This window comes from Sulfurovum sp., assembly GCF_041562805.1.
In the GTDB taxonomy this organism is placed as follows: Bacteria; Campylobacterota; Campylobacteria; order Campylobacterales; family Sulfurovaceae; genus Sulfurovum.
This window is the reverse complement of the sequence record NZ_JBFFOH010000104.1, coordinates 1-8,789: the sequence shown is the minus strand read 5'-3', so window position 1 is coordinate 8,789 and position 8,789 is coordinate 1. Positions and strand designations below refer to the sequence as shown.

Here is an 8,789-nt window from a genome sequence, read left to right as displayed (position 1 = left end):
CTCAAATCTACCATAAGCAAGTACACCATTCTCATGCCAAGTTGATGGAATAAGCTGTCTTTCAATTTCTGGTCTTTGCACTGTGTTAAAAAGTGTTGGTTCATGTCTAAGGTTTGTGAGTCCCATAGGTGTAAGTACATGTCCTGCTCTAATTGAGAACTTATCTGAAAGTAAGAAGTCAAGGTATAAAAACTCAACAACAACGGATCCACCTTTGTCGGAATTGGCACCATGTTCAAATTCGATTTCCGCATTCAATATAACCCAGTCATTAAATTTATAACCAAAATATGTAATAAATCTGTAAATATCTGCAAAATCATCACCATTGTCTGGGTTAGCATAAAACATTTCACCATAACCACCTATAGAAAGTGGATTTTTAGAAAAATACACTTTAGATGCAGCTGCACCTAGACCACTGTAGGACTTATCTGTATCAACCAGTGTAAAACCGCCCGTTTGTGATGCAAGCACCTCTTCTGTCAATACACTGTTTTGTTCTTCCAGTGCTTTCACTCTCTCTTCCAGTGAACTAGCATGAACTCCTGTTGCCAATATTGCTGTTAGGCTTAATACCGTAGTTAATCTTTTCATTTGTAATCCCTTATTTTACTTGTTTTAAAATTGATAATTATTATCTAAATCGTAATTTAACCAAAGTTAACTTAAATAATAATTAAATTGATAATTATTATTAATATATAAGAAATTGGTATATTTATCTATTAAATTGAGTTTTATTACTTTCTTTAACCTATGTTACAGGAGGAGTTCTTCTATTTACCGCCATTGATTACTAAAAGAATTGGAACAAAAAGGTACACTTATACTTTATAGAAGAAAGATAGAGACTTTATAGCATAGAATTATCTTATAATAGATATAATCTCAATCATGATGAGAGAAAGCCTTAAAATATTTTCAGGGGACCTAAAAAACTCTTTTAGAGATCTCCTTCCTATTATCATTGTTGTTGCACTATTTCAAGGTGTCATTATCCGTGCTGTACCGGATAATCTCATCTCCATTGTCATAGGACTCACTATAGTAGCAGTAGGTTTGGCACTATTTATCCGAGGTCTTGAACTGGGTATCTTTCCCATAGGCGAAGGCTTAGCTGTAGACTTTGCTAAAAAAGGTTCAATCTTTTGGCTTTTACTTTTTGCCTTTACTATAGGTTTTTCAACCACTGTAGCAGAACCCGCACTCATTGCCATAGCAAATAAAGCCGCACTGATCTCACATGGTCTTGTTGATGCTTTTTGGTTACGTATGACTGTAGCACTCTCTGTAGGCTTTGCCATCGCGTTAGGTACACTTCGTATTTTACTTGGTCACCCTATTGCCTATTACATCATAAGCGGTTATATTTTAGTTGTTATCGTCACATTTTTTGCCCCTGTAGAGATCATTGGTCTAGCATATGATTCAGGCGGTGTGACTACCTCTACAGTTACTGTTCCCCTGGTTGCTGCACTTGGTATAGGACTGGCGTCAAGTATCAAAGGGAGAAACCCTGCTATTGACGGTTTTGGTCTCATTGCTTTTGCTTCTCTGACACCTATGATCTTCGTACAGGTCTATGGAATTATCGTTTATTCTTTGGCTGGGGACACTGCTCCTGTACTTCCTACTGAAGTCGTAGTACAGACTGAAGCTGTAGTACATCACTACGCATTTTCAGCCTATGATGCATTTATTGACCTTGTCAATACCATAAAAGATGTTGCACCTATCCTCATAGTGATATTCTTCTTTCAGTATATCATTATCAAAAAACCTGTGCTACATTTATATAGGATAGTCGTTGGTATCATCATGGTGATCCTTGGTCTCTATGCATTTATTGTAGGACTTGAGATGGGACTTTTCCCTATAGGTGAGACCATAGCCTTTCAGCTTACTGATATGGGTAATAACCTGCTCATTTATCTGTTTGCATTCCTTATAGGTTTCTCTACCACAATGGCAGAGCCTGCACTACTGGCCATCGCCATCAAAGCAGAAGAGATAAGCGAAGGGAACATTAAACAAAATATACTTAGAATGGTAGTAGCACTTGGTGTTGCCATTGGTATTGGTTTAGGTTCATACCGTATTGTTGCAGGTGATCCTATACACTACTATATCATTGCAGGATATATATTGGTCATCATATTTACCTATTTTGCACCAAAATATATTGTGCCTATTGCCTATGACAGTGGGGGTGTGACCACTTCAACTGTGACCGTACCTTTGGTTGCAGCACTGGGGTTGGGGTTGGCAGAAAACATTGAGGGACGTAATCCACTGATAGATGGATTTGGTCTGATCGCTTTTGCTTCCCTATTTCCAATGCTTACTGTAATGGGATATGGTATTCACGCAGAGTATTATAAAAAGAAAAAGAACTTAGAAGAATCCAATATTGAAGGAGAAGAGTTATGAAATTTACCGCACTGATCGTCATCATACAGGATAAAGATGAAGAAGCCGCCATAGAAGCTGCTAAAGAAGCAGGAGCAGGTTCTGTCACCATTTTACATGGAAAAAATATCGGGCTTGAAGAAAAGAAAGTATTCTTTGGTCTCACACTTGAAGAAAATGTCTCTGTTCTACTCTTTGTCTTACCAAGAAAACTCTCAATGCAAGTCATGCGAGTACTTCGTCAGAAGTTTGACCTGGATAATCCGGACAACAATGGCTTAGCATTTACCATGCCACTGAGTCACGTAGCAGGCCTTGACACAAAAGAGTTACACAAATTTGAACATGACATTAAATCGATGATATAAAGGAGTAAAAAATGTTAGTAGAAAAGATAATGACACCTAAAGAAAAGTTGGTAATAATTTCACCTATGTCAACAGTAAGAGAAGCTATCAGCCTTATGAAAACACATTCTGTACGTTCTGTCATTGTAGATAAAAATACCGATGATGGCGCCTATGGACTTGTGACTTTCAAAAATATCTTACAGAGTATTGTTGCTGAAGATGGAGATATCGATCTTCTTAATGTCTATGACATAGCATCAACACCAGCCTTTTCCGTATCTACAAAACTTGATGTGAAATATGCTGCAAGAATGATGGTACAGAACAGTATCAAACGTTTACTGGTCCTAGATAACAATGAACTTCATGGTATCCTAACAATGACAGATATCATCGGTATCCTTATGGATAGCGTAGAATAGGTTTATAATTCCCTATGAGGAACCTTGGGAAAGGTAAGTATAAATGTACTTCCTTCTCCTTTTTCCGACTCAAGGTCTAGTTTTATGTTGTACTGTTTACAAATGGAAAGTACGATATTCAAACCTATTCCAAAACCTCCACGTTCATCATTTTCTCTGTGATAACGTTTAAAAATATCATCCTGAACTTTTTTATCTATACCGATCCCTGTATCTCTTATCTTTAATACATTATCTTTAAGGGTAATGTAGATACTGTCGCCTACATCAGTATACTTGATAGCATTGGAAAGTAAATTGTCTATCAGTCTATAAGAAGATGTTTGAGGCATAAAGACTTGTGTGGGTTCCAGATCAAGTGTGATATGTAGGTGTTTAGAGTTTATAAGCTCTTTTACATACTCAACCCTTTCCTCTATAATACTGGCAAAATACAACATCTCTGAAGATTCTACTTTTCCTTCAAGCCTGTAGGTCAAAGAACTGTACATCACTGAAAGTCTTTTTGCACTGGCTTCCAATCGTTTTAATTTTTTAGGTTCTACATCTTTTAAAGACTGTATAGTCATCAAAATAGCTGAAATGGGAGTATTGAGTTCATGGGTTGTATCTGAGATAAAATTATCTAAAGACTCTATCTGTTCCCTTACAGGTCTTAAAAATAGCCGTCCTAAAAAATAGCCCACTATCCCCATAAGTATGAATGAAAATACCAGATACCCTATGATCTTAATACGCATTTGCTGTACCGTGTTAGATAGATCATTTTCTTTTAATACTATATAATGTACACCTAAATGATTACTCTTGTCTTCTATGACCGTATAACAACTTTCATCTTTGATAAAGAAATCTTTGTCCATCACTTTAAAGTTATCAATTTCTGTATAGATAGCATTTTGATCTTTATCATAATATCCTGCCTGAAAACGGCAATGTTTTAAATTTTTCAAGAAATCATTACGGCTTATTTCCTCCATCGCTCCTTTTGTATGATCCTCCATTGCTCTCATTACAATAGAAGAAGATAACATACGTGCCTGATACATCATTTCAAACTTCATAGCATTTTGCATAGAAGTACGGTTATTTTCAAAGAAAAGATATCCTATGATAGCGAGTAATATAAATACAGATATCAGATACACCGCCAAAAAACTAAAAAGTGATTTGCGCTCATATGATGTTAAAACGATAACCTTCTCCTTTAATATTCTCAAAATATTCTTTTTCAAACATTTTTCTTAGATTTTTAATATAGGTACGAATTGTCGCATGAGCAGGTACATGCTCATCATCCCATACATTTTCTATTATCTCATCACAAGAGATGATCTTTCCTGTATTGCGGATGAAATATTCTAAAACCTGTGCTTCTTTTTGTCGCATTTCAACCACACTGTCATTGACAAAGATCTGATGTGCTTTAGGAATGAATTTCATACCGTCAAACTCTATCTCTTCCTGTAGACGGTATATCCTAACGATATGTTTTATACGGGCATTGAGTTCTTCAAGTTCAAAAGGCTTTTTCAGGTAATCGTCGGCACCCAGATCAAATCCTTTTTTTAGGTCCTCTATTCCCGCAAGAGATGTAATATATATGGCTGGTGTGGTATTACCTATTTCACGTAAGTAGGAGAGTATTTCAAAACCATCAATATTAGGTACATTGACATCCAATAGCAGCATATCATAAGCATTTGAACCTATTGCATCGAGTGCTTTTTCACCATCAAAAAAACTCTCTACATCATAACCGTTCTCGACAAGAAACTCTTCTATGATCTCTTGTAAGATCACATCATCTTCAAGCAATAGTATTTTCATGGAACACCTTATATATAAATCAATTCATATATTCTAACATACTCTTTGTGTACTCCTCTACACAAAGTGTTTATGCTATAATCCCCACATGAAAAAATGAACCAATCAGTACAGGGAGACACTAAATGCCGAGTCCTAAAATATCAACACTCTATTCTATTATAATTTTGGCTTTACTGTCTGGATGTACACAAGTTGTCACAGCGCCCATTGCTATCGTGGGCAGTGTCGCAAGTGCAACTATAGATGTAGCAGGTTCTGCGGTAGATGCAGTTTCAGATTCAGACGACGAGGATGAAGATTAAACACTGAAACCTTACATAATTTAACGGTTTAATACCTCTGCGCATTCTTAAATTCAGAGATCTCACGTACTATTATTAACGCATAAAAAGCAAAGCTCCTTATATCGCTACGCTGACGCTGTGCCCTCTTCAGCAGAGTGCTCACGCAACCAATTGCGTTTAGTACTAGTATCTTTGCGCATTCTTAAATTCAGAGATCTCACTTTCTACCATCTCATCTATCATTCTGACGTAGAGATCATTGATGAGATTGGGAGAGAGATCAAGAGAAATAGCTTGTTCTCTTACATGCGCAATAACATCTGCTATTCTCTCCTCTGCTTTGACCTCGTCTACACTTGTTTTAAAATAGGCTATCTGTTTAATATATTCATTACGTTTTGCAATTAATTCGACGATCTCTCTGTCTACGCTATCTATTTCGTTTCTTGCTTCTTCAAGTGTGGTACACTTTTTAATTTCCATGATTCTATCCTTAATGATATCTCTATAATAGTTGTATTATAGCCTAAAAATATCTGAAATAATATAGAATGCATTGAACCATTAGAAGTACACATTATGGGTTCACCCTTTATACTCTTTAAGATATAATTATTTAATGAAATACAAAAAACACTTCTTTATCTCTTTGTTAAGTAGTACTTTTCTCATAAGTGATCTCTTATATGCGGAAGAGGAATTGAATCTGACAGAAAATAAAGTATGGACGGTCAGTCCCTTGGAATTCTCTACTGTTCCCACTGCCCAAAAAGATACAGCTCTCACAAAATGTGAAGTATGGGATGTGCAACCTTTTGTATTTTCTAAAGTCTCCAATATTGATGATGATACAAATCTCACAGCATGTAATAAAGAATGGATCATCCTTCCTTTTGCATTTTCTACGGATTCAGCTGGTTTAGCTGGAGGAGTAGGTGTGATCAAGCAGGGATTGTTTCAACCTCAAACAACATTCGTAGCAGCAGCGTTTGCGGGATTTTCGCAAGACATCACTACAAATGGAGAAGATGATGATGCACGTTTGACAGGAGGGTTCATCTCCTTTTCAGACTATAAAATCCCTTATACAGAAAGACTTTTCTTTTCTTTTACAGGATTTAAAAGTTATTTTCCAAAAGAACATTACCATTTCAACGGTTCACATGATTCGGATAAAGATGATGTATTTGTTTCAGCAGGAGATTCAAATTTTTTTCATACTACATTCAGATATGTACTTCCTCTCGGGGCAGGACTGGATAATCCGGGAGGGGCATGTTCACTGCTAGATGGATTTGCTATAGGTAGACATGCCTGTGGATCTGGAACACCCCTATTATCCGGCAGTACCTCTATAGGACTAAAAACATTTTACCAATCCAACAGCTTTGAAAACTGGCAAGACTTTAGCATATGGGAAAATAAAGATCTGACTTCAGCACCAAAATGGGAGACCAATGGTCTAAGGTTTTTTCTTACACATGATAATACGGACTTTGACCTGAACCCCTCCAGAGGATATCATTTTGAACTGCAATATTCCAAAGATTTTGACTGGGGAGACTCCACACAGAGCTGGGATTTCTTAGAGTTTAAATACAACCATTACATTAGCCTTGACAGTTTCTCTTTTACCAAACAAAATGTCCTTGCGCTCAGCCTATGGACAGGATATTCCTTCTCTTGGGACAACGACAATGAAATTGCTCCCGGTCTAAATCTACACCGTCCACCTATATGGGAAGGTGCTCGACTTGGTGGCTATTCTCGTATGAGAGGGTATGATAAAGATCGGTTCTCAGACAAAGCGGTATCATATGCAACGGTAGAGTATAGGGCTATCCTCAAGTATAATCCTCTGAAAGATAATGATCTAGTTCCTGTCAAGGTAGATTGGTTCCAGCTTGTTGGATTTGTAGAAGCAGGAAGAGTGCATGATCAATACAATTTTGATCTATTATCCGATATGAAATATGATGTGGGGGTGAGTTTACGTGCTATGGTAGAAGAGATACCCATGCGTTTAGAGGTTGCTACAGGAGATGAAGGTACCAATGTATGGCTCATGGTGAATCAGCCATTTGATTTTTAATCTTTAAAATGTATTCCAGGCAAAGCCCAGAATACTCATACGACTAGTCGTATGATTGAAGTAGAGTTTTACTCTACTTCAGCATCGATAACATCGTCATCGTCTGCTTTTTTTGCTTCAGGGTTTGCGCCGCCTTGTTCTTTAGCGTACATTGCTTCAGCTAGCTTATGACTTTTTTCAGTCAAAACTTTCACTTTTTCTTCTATCTGCTCTTTAGTTGCAGAGTCATCTTTAAGTGTCTCTTCAAGATCTATAATAGCAGCTTCGATACTCTCTTTTTCTGCAGCATCAAAGTTCTCACCTAGATCAGTCAATGACTTTCTTGTTTGGTGAACCAATGCATCTGCCTGGTTTCTTGCTTCAACTACTTCTTTTCTTTTCTCATCTTCAGCTTTGTTCGCTTCAGCATCTTGAACCATTTTTTCGATCTCTTCATCAGAAAGTCCTGACGAACCAGTGATCTTGATCTCTTGAGATTTTCCAGTACCTTTGTCACTCGCAGAAACGGTCAAGATACCATTCGCATCGATGTCAAATGTAACTTCGATCTGTGGTACCCCTCTTGGCGCTGCAGGAATGTCTCTAAGCTCGAACATACCAAGTGATTTGTTATCTTTAGAAAACTCTCTTTCACCTTGAAGTACATGTATGCTAACCGCTGGCTGGTTATCTTCCGCTGTTGAGAATACTTGTGACTTCTTCGCAGGAATAGTCGTTCCTTTTTCAATGACCTTAGTTGTTACACCACCTAAAGTTTCGATACCAAGACTCAATGGGGTTACATCAAGTAAAAGTACATCTTTTACATCACCTGCAAGTACACCACCTTGAATAGCCGCACCAAGTGCAACAACTTCATCCGGGTTTACAGATTTGTTAAGCTCTTTACCGAAGAATTTTTTCATCTCTTCTTGAACCAATGGTACTCTAGTAGAACCACCAACCATAACTACTTCGTTGATATCAGAAGTGCTAAGACCAGCATCTTTCAGTACACCTTGAACTGTTTTGATCGTAGATGCTACCAAGTCACCGATAAGTGACTCAAATTTTGCTCTAGTGATTTTTGTCACTAAGTGTTTTGGTCCTGATGCATCTGCTGTGATAAACGGAAGGTTTATTTCTGTTTCAGTTGATGAAGAAAGCTCTTTTTTTGCTGTCTCTGCCGCATCTTTAACTCTTTGAAGCGCCATCACATCTGCTTTCACATCTATGCCAGTCTCTGCCTTAAACTCATCTGCAACAAAGTCAATGATTCTATTATCAAAGTCATCCCCACCAAGGAATGCATCTCCACCTGTTGCCATAACTTCAACAACACCGTCACCTGTTTCAAGTGCAGTAACATCAAATGTACCACCACCAAGATCGTATACTACGATCTGCTCTGCTTCTT

At 37.4% G+C, this 8,789-nt stretch carries 9 protein-coding genes and 1 pseudogene; 5 read left to right on the top strand and 5 right to left on the bottom strand.

Translation table 11 applies throughout. The features are described 5' to 3' along the window. Window positions 1-597, bottom strand: a pseudogene (locus tag ABYK33_RS11095) (hypothetical protein); the annotation flags it as partial. 303 nt (window positions 598-900) lie between these two features. On the opposite strand from ABYK33_RS11095, the gene ABYK33_RS11090 reads away from it, so the two are divergent. Genes ABYK33_RS11090 through ABYK33_RS11080 form a run of 3 tightly spaced genes read left to right on the top strand, consistent with a single transcriptional unit; the run spans window position 901 to window position 3,184 of the window. Next, window positions 901-2,433 carry a DUF1538 domain-containing protein gene (locus ABYK33_RS11090; protein WP_373033274.1) on the top strand — a complete coding sequence of 511 codons (1,533 nt, stop codon included), beginning with the start codon at window positions 901-903 and terminating at the stop codon, window positions 2,431-2,433. Next, window positions 2,430-2,780: a transcriptional regulator gene (locus ABYK33_RS11085; protein ID WP_373033273.1), complete on the top strand. Its 351-nt coding sequence runs from the start codon at window positions 2,430-2,432 to the stop codon at window positions 2,778-2,780. The genes ABYK33_RS11090 and ABYK33_RS11085 overlap by 4 nt, the downstream gene beginning before the upstream one ends. 11 nt (window positions 2,781-2,791) lie before the next feature. Beyond that, window positions 2,792-3,184: a CBS domain-containing protein gene (locus ABYK33_RS11080; protein WP_373033272.1), complete on the top strand. Its 393-nt coding sequence runs from the start codon at window positions 2,792-2,794 to the stop codon at window positions 3,182-3,184. Window positions 3,185-3,186: 2 nt separating this feature from the next. On the opposite strand, the gene ABYK33_RS11075 is transcribed toward ABYK33_RS11080, so the two are convergent. Both ABYK33_RS11075 and ABYK33_RS11070 read right to left on the bottom strand, forming a co-directional pair. Next, window positions 3,187-4,404: a sensor histidine kinase gene (locus ABYK33_RS11075; protein WP_373033271.1), complete on the bottom strand. Its 1,218-nt coding sequence runs from the start codon at window positions 4,402-4,404 to the stop codon at window positions 3,187-3,189. Beyond that, window positions 4,361-5,014: a response regulator transcription factor gene (locus ABYK33_RS11070; RefSeq protein ID WP_373033270.1), complete on the bottom strand. Its 654-nt coding sequence runs from the start codon at window positions 5,012-5,014 to the stop codon at window positions 4,361-4,363. Before ABYK33_RS11070 ends, ABYK33_RS11075 begins: the two co-directional genes overlap by 44 nt. 125 nt (window positions 5,015-5,139) lie before the next feature. Here ABYK33_RS11070 and ABYK33_RS11065 point away from each other — a divergent pair, with 125 nt between their 5' ends. Next, window positions 5,140-5,319: a DUF6726 family protein gene (locus ABYK33_RS11065; RefSeq protein WP_373033268.1), complete on the top strand. Its 180-nt coding sequence runs from the start codon at window positions 5,140-5,142 to the stop codon at window positions 5,317-5,319. A 165-nt stretch (window positions 5,320-5,484) separates the two neighbouring features. On the opposite strand, the gene ABYK33_RS11060 is transcribed toward ABYK33_RS11065, so the two are convergent. Further along, entirely contained in the window at window positions 5,485-5,784 is a 300-nt protein-coding gene (locus ABYK33_RS11060; RefSeq protein ID WP_373033267.1) for a chorismate mutase, read from the bottom strand. Window positions 5,785-5,920: 136 nt separating this feature from the next. Here ABYK33_RS11060 and ABYK33_RS11055 point away from each other — a divergent pair, with 136 nt between their 5' ends. After that, complete coding sequence (locus ABYK33_RS11055; RefSeq protein ID WP_373033266.1) at window positions 5,921-7,393, top strand: BamA/TamA family outer membrane protein; 1,473 nt, start codon at window positions 5,921-5,923, stop codon at window positions 7,391-7,393. Between the two features lie 68 nt (window positions 7,394-7,461). Here ABYK33_RS11055 and dnaK read toward each other — a convergent pair. Continuing rightward, window positions 7,462-8,789, bottom strand: a 1,328-nt coding sequence (gene dnaK, locus ABYK33_RS11050; protein WP_373033265.1) for a molecular chaperone DnaK, incomplete at its 5' end; no start/stop codon positions are given.

Excerpts from the sequence above, each read along its gene's own strand:
- ABYK33_RS11065 (WP_373033268.1), top strand. The coding sequence starts at position 5,140 with ATGCCGAGTCCTAAAATATCAACACTCTATTCTATTATAATTTTGGCT.
- ABYK33_RS11060 (WP_373033267.1), bottom strand. The coding sequence starts at position 5,784 with ATGGAAATTAAAAAGTGTACCACACTTGAAGAAGCAAGAAACGAAATA.
- ABYK33_RS11080 (WP_373033272.1), top strand. The coding sequence starts at position 2,792 with ATGTTAGTAGAAAAGATAATGACACCTAAAGAAAAGTTGGTAATAATT.
- ABYK33_RS11090 (WP_373033274.1), top strand. The coding sequence starts at position 901 with ATGAGAGAAAGCCTTAAAATATTTTCAGGGGACCTAAAAAACTCTTTT.
- ABYK33_RS11070 (WP_373033270.1), bottom strand. The coding sequence starts at position 5,014 with ATGAAAATACTATTGCTTGAAGATGATGTGATCTTACAAGAGATCATA.
- ABYK33_RS11055 (WP_373033266.1), top strand. The coding sequence starts at position 5,921 with ATGAAATACAAAAAACACTTCTTTATCTCTTTGTTAAGTAGTACTTTT.
- ABYK33_RS11085 (WP_373033273.1), top strand. The coding sequence starts at position 2,430 with ATGAAATTTACCGCACTGATCGTCATCATACAGGATAAAGATGAAGAA.